14 protein-coding genes are annotated in these 15,116 nt (G+C 56.9%); 10 read left to right on the top strand and 4 right to left on the bottom strand.

The window, feature by feature from the left end; translation table 11 throughout:
• Nucleotides 1-49 precede the first annotated feature (49 nt).
• A complete protein-coding gene (gene parE / locus EBC_RS20970; protein WP_013203869.1) occupies nucleotides 50-1,939 on the top strand; it encodes a DNA topoisomerase IV subunit B in 1,890 nt (629 codons plus the stop codon).
• Between the two features lie 85 nt (nucleotides 1,940-2,024).
• On the opposite strand, the gene ampC is transcribed toward parE, so the two are convergent.
• The gene (ampC, locus tag EBC_RS20965) at nucleotides 2,025-3,191 is read right to left on the bottom strand and encodes a class C beta-lactamase (RefSeq protein ID WP_013203868.1); all 1,167 of its coding nucleotides are present in this window, start codon (nucleotides 3,189-3,191) and stop codon (nucleotides 2,025-2,027) included.
• A 195-nt stretch (nucleotides 3,192-3,386) separates the two neighbouring features.
• Here ampC and EBC_RS20960 point away from each other — a divergent pair, with 195 nt between their 5' ends.
• The 5 genes from EBC_RS20960 to EBC_RS20940 all read left to right on the top strand — a co-directional run bounded on the left by EBC_RS20960 (nucleotide 3,387) and on the right by EBC_RS20940 (nucleotide 7,302).
• Nucleotides 3,387-4,712: a sensor histidine kinase gene (locus EBC_RS20960; protein WP_157868036.1), complete on the top strand. Its 1,326-nt coding sequence runs from the start codon at nucleotides 3,387-3,389 to the stop codon at nucleotides 4,710-4,712.
• Nucleotides 4,709-5,356, top strand: coding sequence for a response regulator transcription factor (locus EBC_RS20955; RefSeq protein ID WP_013203866.1), 648 nt, complete (start codon nucleotides 4,709-4,711; stop codon nucleotides 5,354-5,356). Before EBC_RS20960 ends, EBC_RS20955 begins: the two co-directional genes overlap by 4 nt.
• Before the next feature lie 70 nt (nucleotides 5,357-5,426).
• Nucleotides 5,427-5,909 (top strand): GlcG/HbpS family heme-binding protein, encoded by a 483-nt coding sequence (locus tag EBC_RS20950; protein WP_013203865.1) that lies wholly within the window; start codon nucleotides 5,427-5,429, stop codon nucleotides 5,907-5,909.
• Nucleotides 5,910-5,925: 16 nt separating this feature from the next.
• A complete protein-coding gene (locus EBC_RS20945) occupies nucleotides 5,926-6,303 on the top strand; it encodes a DUF1090 domain-containing protein (protein ID WP_013203864.1) in 378 nt (125 codons plus the stop codon).
• 99 nt (nucleotides 6,304-6,402) lie between these two features.
• Entirely contained in the window at nucleotides 6,403-7,302 is a 900-nt protein-coding gene (locus EBC_RS20940; RefSeq protein ID WP_013203863.1) for a LysR family transcriptional regulator, read from the top strand.
• Between the two features lie 16 nt (nucleotides 7,303-7,318).
• On the opposite strand, the gene EBC_RS20935 is transcribed toward EBC_RS20940, so the two are convergent.
• On the bottom strand, nucleotides 7,319-8,251 hold the full coding sequence (locus tag EBC_RS20935; RefSeq protein ID WP_013203862.1) for a nucleoside hydrolase: 933 nt from the start codon (nucleotides 8,249-8,251) through the stop codon (nucleotides 7,319-7,321).
• Between the two features lie 70 nt (nucleotides 8,252-8,321).
• Nucleotides 8,322-8,834: a flavin reductase family protein gene (locus tag EBC_RS20930; RefSeq protein WP_013203861.1), complete on the bottom strand. Its 513-nt coding sequence runs from the start codon at nucleotides 8,832-8,834 to the stop codon at nucleotides 8,322-8,324.
• 261 nt (nucleotides 8,835-9,095) lie between these two features.
• On the opposite strand from EBC_RS20930, the gene EBC_RS20925 reads away from it, so the two are divergent.
• From EBC_RS20925 to argE, 3 genes are read left to right on the top strand one after another with little or no spacing between them, the layout of a single operon-like run.
• On the top strand, nucleotides 9,096-9,515 hold the full coding sequence (locus EBC_RS20925; RefSeq protein ID WP_013203859.1) for a RidA family protein: 420 nt from the start codon (nucleotides 9,096-9,098) through the stop codon (nucleotides 9,513-9,515).
• A 1-nt stretch (nucleotide 9,516) separates the two neighbouring features.
• Nucleotides 9,517-10,194, top strand: a complete 678-nt coding sequence (locus tag EBC_RS20920; protein ID WP_013203858.1) for a DUF1028 domain-containing protein — start codon at nucleotides 9,517-9,519, stop codon at nucleotides 10,192-10,194.
• On the top strand, nucleotides 10,187-11,338 hold the full coding sequence (gene argE / locus EBC_RS20915; protein WP_013203857.1) for an acetylornithine deacetylase: 1,152 nt from the start codon (nucleotides 10,187-10,189) through the stop codon (nucleotides 11,336-11,338). Before EBC_RS20920 ends, argE begins: the two co-directional genes overlap by 8 nt.
• Before the next feature lies 1 nt (nucleotide 11,339).
• On the opposite strand, the gene EBC_RS20910 is transcribed toward argE, so the two are convergent.
• On the bottom strand, nucleotides 11,340-12,287 hold the full coding sequence (locus tag EBC_RS20910; protein WP_013203856.1) for a LysR family transcriptional regulator: 948 nt from the start codon (nucleotides 12,285-12,287) through the stop codon (nucleotides 11,340-11,342).
• A 403-nt stretch (nucleotides 12,288-12,690) separates the two neighbouring features.
• On the opposite strand from EBC_RS20910, the gene EBC_RS20905 reads away from it, so the two are divergent.
• A complete protein-coding gene (locus EBC_RS20905; protein WP_013203854.1) occupies nucleotides 12,691-15,060 on the top strand; it encodes a glycoside hydrolase family 3 C-terminal domain-containing protein in 2,370 nt (789 codons plus the stop codon).
• The last annotated feature ends 56 nt before the right edge of the window (nucleotides 15,061-15,116 follow it).

Raw genomic sequence — 15,116 nt, 5'->3', positions numbered from 1 at the left:
AGTCGCGGCGACTGGCTTCTCACTTTTAGCCACCAATCAGATTTATACGATGACTCAATCCAGCTATAACGCTGACTCCATTGAGGTACTCAGCGGCCTTGAACCCGTTCGTCGCCGTCCGGGGATGTACACCGATACATCGCGTCCTAACCACTTAGGTCAGGAAGTGATCGATAACAGCGTCGATGAGGCGCTGGCGGGCCATGCCAAACGCGTCGAAGTGATCCTGCATGCCGATCAATCGTTAGAAGTTATCGACGATGGCCGCGGCATGCCTGTGGATATTCACCCGGAAGAGGGTGTTCCAGCCGTTGAGCTGATCTTCTGTCGTCTGCACGCCGGCGGTAAATTCTCTAACAAAAACTATCAGTTCTCTGGCGGCCTGCACGGCGTGGGGATCTCGGTGGTTAACGCCCTTTCCACCCGGGTGGAAGTGACGGTTCGCCGTAATGCCGAAGTCTATGAAATGGCCTTCGAGAACGGCGATAAAGTGGAAGATTTGCACGTCACCGGCACCGTGGGTAAGCGCAACACCGGCACCCGCGTCCGCTTCTGGCCAGACGTGAACTTCTTCGACAGCCCACGATTTTCCGTTTCGCGCCTCAGCCATTTGCTGAAGGCCAAAGCGGTACTCTGTCCGGGCGTTGAAATTGTTTTCAAAGACAACGTGAACAACACCGAACAAACCTGGTGCTATGCCGATGGCCTGACCGATTACCTGTGTGAAGCGGTAAACGGTCTGCCTACGCTGCCAGAGCGGCCATTTGTCGGCGCGTTCGCCGGCGATGTGGAAGCGGTGGATTGGGCGCTGTTGTGGCTGCCGGAAGGCGGCGAGCTGCTGACCGAAAGCTACGTCAACCTGATCCCGACTATGCAGGGCGGGACGCACGTCAACGGACTCCGTCAGGGCCTGCTGGATGCGATGCGTGAGTTTTGCGAATACCGCAATATCCTGCCGCGCGGCGTGAAGCTTTCTGCGGAAGATATCTGGGATCGCTGTGCTTACGTGCTGTCGGTCAAAATGCAGGATCCGCAATTTGCCGGCCAGACCAAAGAGCGCCTGTCTTCACGTCAGTGCGCAGCCTTTGTTTCGGGCGTGGTGAAGGATGCCTTCAGCCTGTGGCTGAACCAGAATATTCAGACCGCTGAGATACTGGCCGAAATGGCAGTATCCAGCGCGCAACGGCGTATGCGTGCCGCCAAAAAGGTGGTGCGTAAGAAGCTGACCAGCGGCCCGGCACTGCCTGGCAAACTGGCTGACTGTAGCGCGCAGGATCTTAACCGCACCGAGCTGTTCCTGGTGGAAGGGGATTCCGCAGGCGGATCGGCCAAGCAGGCCCGCGATCGTGAATATCAGGCGATCATGCCGCTGAAAGGTAAGATCCTCAATACCTGGGAAGTCTCTTCGGATGAGGTGTTAGCCTCGCAGGAAGTGCATGATATCTCGGTTGCGATTGGCATCGATCCAGACAGCGAAGATCTCAGCCAGCTGCGTTACGGCAAAATCTGTATCCTTGCGGATGCGGACTCCGATGGCTTGCATATCGCCACGCTGCTGTGCGCGCTGTTTGTGCGTCACTTCCGTACGCTGGTGAAAAACGGCCACGTCTACGTGGCGATGCCGCCGCTTTACCGAATCGATTTGGGTAAAGAGGTCTATTACGCGCTGGATGAAGAAGAGAAAGCCGGTATTCTCGATCAGCTCAAGCGTAAAAAGGGCAAGCCTGGCGTACAGCGCTTTAAAGGGCTGGGCGAGATGAACCCCTTACAGCTGCGTGAAACCACCCTTGATCCGAACACCCGTCGCCTGGTTCAGCTGACGGTTGAAGATGATGAAGTGGAGAAGACCATGGCGGTGATGGACATGCTGCTGGCGAAAAAGCGTTCGGAAGATCGCCGCAACTGGCTGCAGGAAAACGGCCATACGGCGGATATCTAAGCGTAATCTAACGCCGATATAAAAAAGGCCCGGACAGGAAACCGTCCGGGCCTTTTTATTGCGTCAACGCTGGCGGGTTAACGCCTCAGCGCAATGCCTGCAGAATATTCGCCGCGGCTTCCACGCGAGTCGGGTTCGGGTAATTCTTGTTCGCCAGCATCACAATCCCGAGCTTCTCCGCAGGGATAAAGGCAATGTAAGTGCCAAAACCATTGGTGCTGCCGGTCTTGTGGATCCAGCTGGCGGGCGTTGCCGCACGGGCCGGCACCAGCGCGTGGACTTCACGTGGCTTCAGGGCAACGTCATTGGCGCTGTCGGCAATAATCGTCTGGGGATTGGTCGGCCAGTCATACATCTCCCAACCCAGTCCCTGCCGGAAATTCCCCACCTGGTAATAGCCTTTCTGCGCCGTCAGCAGCGATTTTTTCAGCACCGCGTCCTCAGATGGCAGGCTGTCGGGATCGATATTGGCCTGTAAAAATTTCGCCATGTCCTGCGCGCTGGACTTCACGCCGTACGCCTGTTCGTCCAATGGACCTGGCGTCACGCGCAGCGGCTGGCCATTTTTATAGCCCCAGGCGTAGTCAGCCTGTGCGGATTCGGGCACGCGAAGGTAGGTGTGGGTCAGGCTTAACGGGTTGAAAACCTGCTGCTGCATCAGCGAAGCAAAGCTGCTGTTGGATTTCGCCACGGCTAACAGTCCAAACAGGCCAATGCTGGCGTTGGAATAGTTGCGCATGGTTCCGGCTTTCCACTGCGGTTGCCACTGCTGATAGTAATTCCACAGCGATTTCTGGTCGGTGACCGCATCAGGCACCTGCAGAGGCAATCCGCCCGCCGTATAGGTGGCGAGGTTGAGCAGGGTGATATCGCGCCACTGTTTGCCGGACAATTCTGCACTGTATTTTGCCACCGGATCGTCGAGCTTGATAAGCCCGCTCTGCACGGCATAGCCGCCCAGCACGCCGGTGAAGGTTTTGCTGACCGAGCCCAGCTCAAAAATAGTGTTGGCAGAAACCGGACGGCCGCTTTTCACTTCCGCCACGCCATAATTAAAGAACCAGGGATGACCCTGATAGATCACTGCCACGGCCATGCCGGGGATCTGCTGGGCTTTAAGCAGCGGGGCAATCTGGCCATCGACCACGCTCTTGATCTGTTCACTGCTCAGCGGCGGGGCAGAAAAAGCGTCAGCAGAGGTCAACGTCAGTACGGCAGACAGGCAAACAACAGGGAAAAGTCCTTTAAACATCACAGTGCTCCAGATAATTAATTAACCGGCTTATGCTAAGGGATCCTCCCGGAAGTTAACATGTACTTAACCGCAATCGGCCAATTTTGTGATGGCCGCGACATTTACCCTTTCCCTTATTCTCTGTCCGTTTAGTTGATCCCTGGCGATAATACAGGCTACTCTGCCGCCAATGTGCTGATTAAGGATCTTCTGGTGACATTTCCGCTGATAAAACGCAGCCTGATCATCTGGTTACTGCTGATGGTGATCCCGCTGATGGTGGTGCCCGGCATTCAGCTGTATCAACAATGGAAAGCGCTCAATAAGGCGTTTCAGGAAGTGGAGCTGCAGATTGCGTACCGGCTGACGCAGAATGCGGCGGTATTGCCGCTGATCTCACCCGGCAGCGATGCCAAAGCGCTTAATCACAAATTCCCGCAAATTGTCGCCATTGAACCCCTGCCTGGCGGAAGCTCTGAAGAAGTGCGGATTACCCTCGCGGATAATGGCCGTTACTGGCTGAATAATCCCTGGCAGAATGTCCGCGAGCTGGTGGACTTCCGCCCGGTCATCGCCGCGGCATTGCAGCAGGCTGAGTTCAGCCATCTGACGCTACGCTGGCAGGAAAACGTGCTGCTGACTGCAGGCAGCGGGCAGTCTGGCGGGATCTGGCACTGGTCGACGACCTTTGCGCAAGAGATCCAGCCGTTTGAGCTGACCGCTGACGCGTCGGCAAACTGGGCGGCAGTCAAAATATGGCCTTCGTTACTGCTGGCGCTGCTGCTCAGTGGGCTGGTTCTGCTGCTGCACCAGCTGCAGCGCCAGCGCCAGGCCGATCGCCGCGCGCAGTTTTATCAGCATTCACAGCTCAACGCGCTAGGCGAAATTACTGCGGGCATGGTGCATGAGATCAATCAGCCGCTAACCGCCATCCAGACCTGGTTACAGGGCGCGCAGAGGCTGGTGGCCAAGGGCGATCTCAGCCTGCTGCCGAAAGCGCTTGAGGGCGCTTTAAGCCAGACTCAGCGCATTGCCTTACTGCTGCAGCGCTTCCGCGATCACCTTGAACAACGTGAAGTAAAGATGGAAGCGGTGGACGTGAAACGTCTGTGGGGGCATGTCGAGGATCTGCTGGCGCGGGAGATCCGCGAAGGCGAGATAGCCGTGCAGCGCGATTTTATTACGCCAGCACCGCTGGTGCGCGCCGACCGCCTGTGGCTGGAGCAGGTGCTGCATAATCTGTTAAGCAATGCGGTGCAGGCGCAGAGCGCGCAGCGCAAAGGCTGGGTACGGGTACACTGCAGGGTGGACGATCGCAGCGTGCTGATAACGCTGACCGACGGCGGGAAAGGATTTTCGGAAGAGGGCCTGAAGCAGGCGCTGATGCCGTTCTACACCACCCGCGCCGAGGGGATCGGGCTGGGGATGACGCTGGCGGAAACCCTGGTATTACGCATGAACGGGACGATTCGCCTGTCGAACCATGAGGCTGGCGGAGCCTGCATACACCTGCGTTTTCAGCTTTGGGAGAAGCAATGAACGAGTCACCTATCTGGCTGATTGACGATGATGCGTCGATCAGGGAATCCCTGAGCTTTCTGTTGCAGACGCTGGGCTGGCAGGTTAACACCTTCGACAGCATTGCCGCCTTTGAAAGCGACGCGTCGGTCACGCCCTCGCTGACCGGTTGCCTGTTGCTGGATATCCGCATGCCGGGAAAAAGCGGGCTGAGCTGGCTGGAAGAGACGTCCCGTCACTATCCGCTGCTGCCGGTGATCCTGATGACCGGCCACGGCACTATCGACCTGTGCCGCCGGGCGTTCCAGCACGGTGCCTGGGAGTTTTTTACCAAACCCATCGACAGCGATGCGCTGATTGAGTGCATCAGCGAGGCCTTCAAAGAGAGCGAACTGCGCGCCGGGCAACGGCAGGAACGGCAGCAGTTGGAGAATAAGTTTGCTCAGCTGACGAACCGTGAGCGCGAGGTGCTGGCGCTGCTGGTCGAAGGGCAGAGCGCCAAAGAGATCGCTAAGACGCTGGCGCTTTCCCCGCGTACCGCCGAAGCGCATCGTGCCTCGATCTTTGCCCGCCTTGAGGTCAATAACCTGGCAACGCTGGTCTGGCAGTATGCCCGGCTGCAAACCCTGTCTGAACCTGGTAGATCTACCAGGCACGATGGGTAATCCACCGAATAGTTCGCCTCTGACGTTTCCTGCAGAATAGGGTCCACTTACCGAAAACAGGAATACTGAGATGAAAAAGACCCTTTCTGCTCTGGCCGTACTGGCCTGCTTTAGCGCACTGCCGGTACATGCCGCGTCGCTGACTGAAAAAAACATTTCTCTGCAGCAGGCCAATGAATTGGCGTCTGCCGTCATTCAGTCCTGTTCGGCGAAAAAATATAACGTCAGCGTGACCGTCCTCGATCGTGGCGGCAACGTGAAAGCCCTGCAGCGCATGGATAACGCCGGCCCGCACACCGTTGAAGCCAGCCGCATGAAGGCCTTCACCGCGCTGAGCGCGAAAAATGCCTCTGGCAAAGTGATGGAAGCCGCGCAGTCGAACGCCGGTGCCGCCAATATGCGTGACATCCCGGGTTTCCTGTTGCTGGCTGGTGGTTTGCCGCTGCGTGATGGTGACCAGGTGATCGGCGCGGTAGGCGTGGGTGGTGCACCAGGCGGAAATCTGGATGAGCAGTGTGCTCAGGCCGCTATCGATAATGTGTCCAAAGGCTAATGAGGAAGGCTAAACCATGAAAAAAATCATTCTACTGACTTCGCTGCTGATGGTGTTGGGTTCAGCCCAGGCCGCGGAACCGGCAACCGGCTGCTCCGCTAAACGCGCAGAGGTTGTCGAACAAATTAAGTATGCCGATGCCCATGGCAACAGTTCACAGAAAGCGGGCCTGGAAAAAGCGCTGAAAGAGATCGATCAGCACTGCACTAATGAAGGTCTGCTGGCCGATCGCCAACAGAGGGTCAGCGAAAAGCAGGCCAAAGTCGCCGAGCGCGAAGCCGATCTGCGTGAAGCGCAGGCCAGCGGCAACAGCAAGAAAATTGCCAAACAGCAGAAGAAACTGGACAGCGCTAACGAAGAGTTAAAAGACGCGCAGGCGCAGTTGAGCAAGTAATCTCTGCTCCTGCAAAAGGAGCCCTCGAGGCTCCTTTTTTTATGCCTTCGCAGTTTCTGGGATATACTCAGCCGGTGCTCACTTTCGCTAAGGCCATCCTTGAAAATCACGCTTGAAGAACTGCGGGCCTGGGTCGTGGTTGTCGATACCGGTTCGATCACCGCTGCCGCCGAGCAGCTGAGCCAGACCACTTCCGGCATCAGCCGTGCGTTGAGCAGGCTGGAAAAGAAGCTGCAGACCACCTTATTGCACCGTACCACCCGACGCATCGCCCTGACCGAAGAGGGCCAGATATTTCTGGAGCACGCGCGGGAGATCCTGCGTTCGGTCGAAACCGCCGAGGAGCAGATTGCTCAGCGTCGTGAAATCCCTTCTGGCCGCTTGCGGGTGAATGCCGCCACGCCGTTTATGCTGCATGTGATCGTGCCGTTACTGGACGAATTCACCGCGCGCTATCCATTGATCCAGCTTGAACTGAATACCGACGATCTGGTGATCGATCTGCTGGAGCAGCAGACCGATATCGCCATCCGGATTGGTGAACTCAGGGATTCCAGTATTCATGCCAGGGCATTAGGCAGCAGCCGGTTGCGGCTGGTGGCCAGCCCGGACTATCTGGCGAAATATGGCGTGCCAACCCGCGTGGAGGATCTGGACGATCACCGTTTGCTGGGCTTCAGCCAGTTAGATCGTCATAACGTCTGGCCGGTGTGGAAGAGTGAAGGAGAGCCGCTGCAAATCAAACCGACGATGTCGGCATCCAGTGGGGAAACGCTCAGGCAGCTGGCGGTTTACGGGCAGGGGATCGTGCGCATCTCTGATTTTCTCAGTCGCGAGGATCGCGCCAGCGGCAGGCTGGTTACCGTGCTGGATGACCTGACGCGCGAGATGCATCACCCGATCCACGCGGTCTACTACCGCAACACCACCTTATCGGTGCGCATCAGCTGCTTCCTGGATTTTCTTAGCGAGCAGATCGCCAGCAAGCCTTTGCTGTAAACCGAAGCCGTCGACCTCAACGCTGCGCCGACTGCCGTAAACAGCTGAGAAAAGCCTGTTTCACCTTTTCGGCGTCCACTTCCAGACACAGGGTCTGCGCGCGGCAGTGCTGATACGGGTTAAACCGTGAGGCCAGCTCCGTGGTTTTCCGCACCGTCTGCCCAAGGGTGATCCCTTCTGTGACCACTCTGATCGGGGCATTGACCGTGGTAAACAGCTCGGGGTGACTGAGCCAGGACAGGGTCAGCGTGTCATGCAATGCCATACCTTCAAACCCTTCGCGCTCAAGGCTGTATTTCAGATAGCCTTTGGAGATGCTGGTCAGCACCGGTACGTTCAGCGCGCGGATCTCCTCGCCGGTGATCAGCACTTCATGCGTCACATCCAGCGGCAGGATCACCAGCGGCAATGCTGAGGCGAAAACCTGATCGGCAGCATGCGGATCCTTCCAGATATTGAATTCGCTGTGCGGCGTTACGTTTCCGGCGTGCCCGTTGGTGCCAAAAGCACCGCCCATAATCACCAGTTCTTTGACCAGAGGAATAATCTCTGGCGCCAGATTGATCGCGGTCGCAATGTTGGTCAACGGACCGATAGCCACCAGTGTGATCTCTCCCGGATGGGCTTTCACGCTGTCGATGATAAAGCTGATGGCATTGTCGGCCTGGCCGTCAAAGGGATTTGTCAGCACATCGCCCAGGCCATCTCCGCCGTGCACGGTAGTACTGTTGACCATCGGCGAAAGGGCAAGTGGTCGGGAGCAGCCACGGAAGATCGGCACATCCAGCCCAATCTGCTGTGAAAACAGCCTTGCATTTTTCACTGCCTGATCGACCGGCACATTACCGAAGACGGTGGTAATGCCGAGAATGGTCTGCGTTTTGGCAGCGTAAGCCAGCGCAAAGGCGTCATCTACGCCAATGTCAGTATCAAAAATGATGGTTCTCATCGTTCCTCACTCTGTGATTCCGCTATGCCGAAATTTTGCCGTCTTTCAGGAAAACATCGATCCGCAAATGTCAGTATTGATCGCGTTGGATCAGCACATACTGGCGCGCCTGTCGTGCCAGCGGCACGCCATAATGGCGATACACTGCGCTGACTTCGCCAACCAGTAACACCTTATCATTCACCGCCCACTGCTGATGCAACCGGCAATCGAAACTGGCAATGGCGCCCTGCAGCAGCGGCGTTCCCTCCGGACTGATGGTCCAGTGGGAGTCGGCAAATTGCGGCTCACCCTGCGCAAATGTTGAAAACGCGTGTGCGGCCATTTTTTGCCCTTCGGCCAGTACATTAACACTGAAACCACGATTTTCTTCTATGGCGCTGCACAGTGAACTGGTGCGGTTAAGGCAGATCATCAACAGCCCTGGCTCGGTTGAAATGGCCGTCATACCGCTGAGAGTTGCTCCCTCTCTGCCGGCTGGCCCGTCAGTGGCCACAATGTGCACGCCGGTGACACAGCTTTCCATCGCGCTAATAAAGGCTTCCCGGGTAATAAGCGGCACTTCTTTAACAGTGGCGGACATAGCCAGCTCCTTAATTAACTAGCTTTAAGTATGTTCACGGCCAGCGTCAAAAATAAATGCGTATTTTTTTATCCTTTGGCATTAAAAAAACGCGTCTGCGAGAGGCCAGTTTTTAGTTATTGCCGGAAGATAAAAATCCTTATTTATTTTCTCTCCGGCAATCACCAAGAATGGACGGATATTCTGAGCCGGTCCAATGCGCGAAAATTTTCGCGCGATGCTGCTGGCTCGGTTCATTATTGGCTACTGAAGGAACCGACCATGAGTCAACCAACCCATACCCGTATCCGCATGTTTAACACGAAAGACACCTATCCTAATCAGGCGCTGAATAACGATCTTTGTCAGGCGGTGCGTGCCGGCAATACGGTGTATGTGCGCGGGCAGGTCGGGACGGATTTCGATGGCAATCTGGTTGGGCTCGGTGATGCCGGCCTACAAGCCGGACAGGCAATGAAAAATATCAAACAGCTGCTGGAAGAAGCGGGCAGCGATCTCAGCCATATCGTCAAAACCACGACCTACATTGTCGATCCGCGCTACCGTGAGCCGGTATATCTGGTGGTGGGCGAGTGGCTGAAGGGCGTTTTCCCAATCTCTACCGGTCTGGTGGTTTCAGCACTGGCCCAGCCGCAGTGGCTGGTGGAAATTGATGTCATCGCCGTGATCCCGGAGGCATAACATGACCTTTTCCATCGCCGGTTTTTGCCCGCGCAGCGGGCAGTATGGTATTGCACTCAGCTCATCCAGCCTGGCCGTTGCCGCACGCTGCCCGTGGGTGATGAGCGGCGTGGGCGCGGTGTCCAGCCAGAACATTACCTTACCGGCCCTGGGGCCGAGAATTCTTGCCCGGCTGGCGCAGGGGGAAACGGCCGACGTGGCGTTGAAAGCGGTGATGGATGCCGAACCTTACGCCGACTGGCGGCAGGTGACGGTGCTGGACGGCAGGGGTGACAGCGCGGTTTTTTCTGGCCAGAAAACGCTGGGCATCAATCATCACCGGCAGGGGCTGAACTGTGTGGCCGCTGGCAATATGCTGGCAGATCGCGAGGTGATTGAGGCGATGGTCCGCCAGTTTTGTGCCGATCCGCGCCAGTCGCTGGGCGATCGCCTGATTGCCTCCTTGCAGGCCGGGCTGAAGACCGGTGGCGAAGCCGGGCCGATCTATTCGGCGGGCATGAAGGTGGTCAGCAGTGAAAGCTGGCCGCTGACCGATCTGCGGGTGGACTGGTTTGAAGAGGATGCCATTGGCGAGCTGGCACGGATCTGGCAGCTGTGGCAGCCGCAAAGTGAAGCCTATCTGACGCGCGCGATCAATCCTGCTGCTGCACCCAGTTACGGCGTGCCGGGCGATGAATAATCTGACCACCCGCGAGCTGCTGGCGAAGCTGATCGCCTTTGATACCGTCAGCCGCAACAGCAATCTGGCGCTGATGGTCTGGGTGCAGGATTACCTGTCCGGCTATGGCGTCAGCAGCCAGCTTTTGACCGATGCCAGCGGGGAAAAAGCTAATCTGCTGGCGGTGATTGGTCCGCAGGAACGCGCTGGCATCGTGCTCTCCGGGCATACCGATGTGGTGCCGGTGGACGGGCAGCAGTGGCAAAGCGATCCTTTCCAGCTGCGTGAAGCCGATGGCTGTCTGTACGGTCGCGGCACGGCCGACATGAAGAGTTGGCTGGCTGCGGTATTAGCGCTGGTCCCGCAGCTGGTTGCTCAGCCGTTGCGTCTGCCGGTGTGGCTGGCATTCAGCCATGATGAAGAGGTGGGCTGCAAAGGTGTGCCGGCCCTTCTGGCGCATCTGGCCAGGGTGCCGGTACTGCCGGCAGCCTGCATCGTCGGTGAGCCGACCAACATGCGGCCGATCCTTGGGCATAAAGGCAAAATCGCGTTGCGCTGTGAGGTGACTGGCCTGGCGGGTCATTCCGCCTATACGCCGCAGGGAGTGAATGCTATCGAGTACGCGGTGCGAATTATTCAGCAGCTCATGGCGCTGGCGGAAAAGTTAAAAACACAGCAAAACCTGGCCTTCGATCCGCCGTTTTCAACCCTGCAAACCGGGGTGATCCGGGGCGGTGAGGTGTTGAATATTGTGCCGGCACACTGCCAGTTCGATTTTGAGATCCGCACGCTGCCTGGCGTTGATGCGCAGTCGCTGGTGGATGAAATCGAAAGCGAGTGCCAACAGCATCTGTTGCCGGAAATGCAGCGGGTCTCGCCAGACTGTCGCATCACCTTCAGTCCGCTCAGCCATTATCCCGGTTTACAGAGCGAGAGCAGCGACGCGCTGGCGGCGGTTCTGCACCTTCTGCCGCCGCCGGATAGCCTGTGTACCGTGGCGTTTGGCACCGAAGGCGGGCTGTTCCAGCAGATGGGGATCCCGACGGTAGTTTGTGGGCCGGGTGATATGGCCCAGGGACACAAGGCCGATGAGTTTATTCGCCTCGACCAGCTGGCAGAGTGCGACCGCTTCCTGCAGCGGCTGTGCCAGTCGATGCGGGAATAATTTACGCCACGGACTGCGAGAGCAGCTCGGCTGCGCTGAGATGTTCTGGCGTCAGCTCCTGCGCGCGACAATATTCCATAAACAGTTGCGTCGGGCGTGTCGGTTCTGCGTGGCGTAAGTGCGCCATCACCAGGCACGATCCTTCCATCTCATCGCGGATGGTCACGCGCTTCACGCGCTTGCCATCATAGGTAAAGTCCGGGAATGGCCGGGTCACCAGCAGCGAAAAACCAAAGCCCTGACCGACCATACAACGCACCATTTCAATCGACGGTGAGCTGAACGCCACGTTTGGCGACAGGCCTTTCTGCTTAAAGATATCGAGGAAATAGTTCCGGCTTGGCACCACGTCCAGCAGGATCATCGGCTCATGGCTCAGCTCTTCCAGGCTCACGCTGCTGCGTAAGGCCAGCGGATGATCGGCAGGCAACAGCGCATAGGGTTTTTGCGGGGCTTTCAGCTGCTCGGCATGGATGCTGCTGTCCAGTTCATGACGATACAGAATGGCCATATCAAAGCGCCCACGATGCAGACCGTCGGTCAGCTCATGCTGCTCGCCATCGTAAATCTGCACTTCGATATTGGGATAAAGCTTCTTAAAACCGGCGATCAGCTTGGGCATATACAGCGGTGCCGCGGTTTCAAAACAGCCGACCGACAGCGTTCCCGCGACCAGGTCATTGTCTGCACGGGCATTCTGCTCAAACTGCCGGGACATTCTCATTAACTCAGCGGCCTTTTCATAGAAGCGACGTCCACTCGGCGTTAGCGACACCCCTTGCGCATGATGACGGATAAATAATTGCTGTTCGAAACTCTCCTCCAGACTTTTAATCGCCGTTGAAATGGACGGTTGGGCAATGTGCAGATGGCGCGACGCCTCGGCAATACTGCGATGTTCCACCACGGTTATAAAATATTTGAGCTGTTTGAGGGTGAAATGAGCCATGTGCAGGTGTTCTCTCTGATGAGTATTTAGTTATGTCAGCGCTTTCTTTGAAAACAAAAAAGCGAGGCAGACTCATCAAAGCAATATTTGTGCCACAGAAAAAAAGAGGTTGGCGAAGGATTATTTATTATTCACCGGCCTGCCTGCTCTTATTTCGTGCAACGGCTGCATCAGCGTCGATTAATTAGCGCCATTTTAGGGCAGTGAGCGTTTATTTCTGCCCGTCTGAACCGAATTCAGCGGATAAATAGTTTTTTTATGCAGAATAAATACTGACCTAGTTTTTTTAAGTTTAGTGGCAAACAAATTACTACTTTCCTCCTTGTTTCGCCTCAGTACATAGTGAATGCCAGCGAATTCTGTGGCGTCGTCAGCCACGCCTCCATGACAGGAATATTAAGGCATGAGCACTGCATTCATTCAGCAAGGGGAATTTTTATCTCTGGCGAAAGCGATGACGCCCGAAGAGCTGGGCGACATTCTCAGCGGACATGGCATGTGGAAGACCGAAGCCAACGTCCGGCTCGGCATCCCGCATATGATCATGACCGACGGCACCTACGGTGTGCGCTACTCAATCCAGCAAATTGAGCAGGACGAGAAGGGCGGCCAGGACTTTGAAGCCTTCCTGAACGTGGTCAACCAGCGCGCAAAAGATGTGGAGGTGGCCTGGGGCACCATGCGGCCTGCCACCTGCTTCCCGAATGGCTCCAGCTTTGCCTGTAGCTGGGACGTTGAGCTGGCGGCAACGCTGGGCGATGCGCTCGGCAAAGAGTGCCAGCGGCTTGGCGTAAACCTGCTGCTGGGGCCAGGGATTAACATCCGCCGCACGCCGCTGGGTGGCCGCAGCTATGAATACTATTCCGAAGATCCGTTGATCAGCGGAGAAATTGCTACCGGGGTGATCAACGGGTTACAGCAGCGCGGCGTTGGCGCGTCGCTGAAGCATTTTGCCTGTAATAACTCCGAAGTTGAGCGTACCAGCATGGACTCAATTGTCGAGGAACGTGCGCTGCGTGAAATCTATCTGCGCGGCTTTGAACGTGCGGTTAAGCAGTCGCAGCCGTGGACGGTAATGAGTTCCTATAACCGCCTGAATGGCGTACATACTGCCGAAAATAGCTGGTTGCTGAACGATGTGCTGCGGTCTGAATGGGGCTTTGAAGGCGTCGTGGTCGCGGACTGGCACGGCATCAAAGATCGTCCGGCGTCGTTACTGGCGGGTAACGATCTGGATATGCCAGAAAGCGAGACGCGCAAGGCCAGTCTGATCAACGCGATCAAATCCGGTGAGGTGCCGCGTGAAGAGGCCGAGCGCAGCGCGGAGCGGATCCTGAGCCTGGTGCACCGGGCCAAATCCGCAGAACGTCCTGAGACGCAGGTTGATGTCGATGCGCATCATGCGCTGGCCCGTAAGATGGTGGCCGAATCAATTGTCCTGCTGAAAAACGAAAATCAGACGCTGCCGCTGGAAGCCACACGCTGCCGCCAGCTGCTGATTGTCGGTGAAGGTGCGAAAAAACCGGTTATTCAGGGTTCCGGTTGCGCCACCACCACCCCGACTCGCGTCGATATCCCTTACGACGAAATCCTCCGTTATTGCGGCGACACCATTGCTGTGAACTGGTGTCAGGGAGCCGGTGACGAGTTCACTGATGAGCAGGCATTACGCGCTGAGGCCTGCACGGCTGCACAGTCAGCCGACTATGTCGTGGTGTTTGTTAACAGCGAAGACGGTTATGACGGCGAAGGTTCCGACCGCCGCACGCTCGGCTTGCAGCACGGTCACGATGCATTGATTAGCGCGCTGGCGGCGGTCAACGATCGGGTGATCGTGGTGCTGGCGAACCCGGATGCCGTGGTAATGCCGTGGCTGGACCGGGTGAGTGCCGTGGTTGAAACCTTCTATGCCGGTCAGGCGATGGGCGGCGGCGTGGCCGACGTGCTGTTTGGTGCGGTAAACCCGTGCGGCAAGCTGACCGTTACCTTCCCGCAGCGTATTGACTATATCCCGGGCTGGCACAGCTACCCTGGCGAAAACGGCCGTCATTATTACAGCGAAGGCATCTTTGTCGGCTATCGCTGGTATGACATCCGTAAAGTGGAACCGCTGTTCCCGTTTGGTTTCGGCCTGAGCTACAGCCAGTTTACCTACAGCGACATCGCGCTGGATGTGCAGAGCTTACGCGAGGATGACACCGTCAACGTCAGCTTCACGCTGAAAAACACCAGCACACGCGCCGGCAAAGAAATCTGTCAACTTTACAGCCATTACGACACCTCGAAGCGCGCCCGTGCGGTGCAGGAATTGCGGGCATTCAGTAAGGTCGACCTTCAGCCAGGTGAAGCGCGCCGCATCACGCTGGCCGTCTCCGCCGATGACCTGCGTTACTACGATACCGGCCGTCAGCAGTGGATCCTGGAAGAGGGGCAGATAACGCTGAGCGTTGGGCCAAACTCCCGCGAATTCCCGTTGCAGGCTGAGGTGAAATGCCTCAGCGACGTGGCGCGTTACCGCCTGATTTCGCGCGATACCCAGCCGATATTTGTGCTGGAAAACCCGGTCGCCCGTGAAGCCTTCACCCGATTCCTGCAGGCCCAACTCTCCGTCAGCGCGCCCGATGCTGACCGCATGCTTGAGCACTGCAAAAACTCGTTCTTCAGCATTTTCACCACCTTTGATCGCCGGTTCCGTCAGCGCTTTGCGGAGGCCGATATTGAACAACTGATCGTTACGGTCAATCGGGCCATCATCGAACGAGAAACACAGTAAAAAAACAGCGGCTTTTGGGTCGGCCATTCACACCATTTTGCTATGCAGCAGGGGAA

The sequence above is a fragment of the Erwinia billingiae Eb661 genome, from assembly GCF_000196615.1.
GTDB classification, from domain to species: Bacteria; Pseudomonadota; Gammaproteobacteria; order Enterobacterales; family Enterobacteriaceae; genus Erwinia; species Erwinia billingiae.
Note: the sequence above shows the minus strand (reverse complement) of the source record. Positions and strands in the feature narration are given on the sequence as shown.

Coding starts and splice junctions, on each gene's coding strand:
- parE (WP_013203869.1), top strand. CDS start 50: ATGACTCAATCCAGCTATAACGCTGACTCCATTGAGGTACTCAGCGGC.
- ampC (WP_013203868.1), bottom strand. CDS start 3,191: ATGTTTAAAGGACTTTTCCCTGTTGTTTGCCTGTCTGCCGTACTGACG.
- EBC_RS20955 (WP_013203866.1), top strand. CDS start 4,709: ATGAACGAGTCACCTATCTGGCTGATTGACGATGATGCGTCGATCAGG.
- EBC_RS20950 (WP_013203865.1), top strand. CDS start 5,427: ATGAAAAAGACCCTTTCTGCTCTGGCCGTACTGGCCTGCTTTAGCGCA.
- EBC_RS20945 (WP_013203864.1), top strand. CDS start 5,926: ATGAAAAAAATCATTCTACTGACTTCGCTGCTGATGGTGTTGGGTTCA.
- EBC_RS20935 (WP_013203862.1), bottom strand. CDS start 8,251: ATGAGAACCATCATTTTTGATACTGACATTGGCGTAGATGACGCCTTT.
- EBC_RS20930 (WP_013203861.1), bottom strand. CDS start 8,834: ATGTCCGCCACTGTTAAAGAAGTGCCGCTTATTACCCGGGAAGCCTTT.
- EBC_RS20925 (WP_013203859.1), top strand. CDS start 9,096: ATGAGTCAACCAACCCATACCCGTATCCGCATGTTTAACACGAAAGAC.
- EBC_RS20920 (WP_013203858.1), top strand. CDS start 9,517: ATGACCTTTTCCATCGCCGGTTTTTGCCCGCGCAGCGGGCAGTATGGT.
- argE (WP_013203857.1), top strand. CDS start 10,187: ATGAATAATCTGACCACCCGCGAGCTGCTGGCGAAGCTGATCGCCTTT.
- EBC_RS20910 (WP_013203856.1), bottom strand. CDS start 12,287: ATGGCTCATTTCACCCTCAAACAGCTCAAATATTTTATAACCGTGGTG.
- EBC_RS20905 (WP_013203854.1), top strand. CDS start 12,691: ATGAGCACTGCATTCATTCAGCAAGGGGAATTTTTATCTCTGGCGAAA.